1 protein-coding gene is annotated in these 239 nt (G+C 61.9%); it reads left to right on the forward strand.

All coding sequences use genetic code 11. The annotated features are described in order from the left end of the window. The coding region (locus tag AC0L3J_RS38370) for a type IV secretory system conjugative DNA transfer family protein (RefSeq protein WP_473350618.1) at positions 1–239 on the forward strand (239 nt) is incomplete at both ends.

The following is a 239-nucleotide window of genomic DNA, read 5'->3' on the forward strand; positions in this document are numbered from 1 at the left end:
TCCCCAGCCTGGGCAAGCTCGAAATCCTGCAAGAGTCCCTTGCCTTCGTCGCCGGCTACGGCATCAAGTGCTACCTCATCTGCCAGGACATTAACCAGCTCAAGAGCCGCGAAACCGGCTACGGCCACGACGAAAGCATCACGTCGAACTGCCACGTGCAGAACGCCTACCCGCCGAACCGCGGGATAGCCGGCGACGTACACAACCATGTCGCCCGCCTCTTCAATGCTGCCGTCGGC

The sequence above is a fragment of the Bradyrhizobium sp. Kon37 genome (assembly GCF_055807535.1).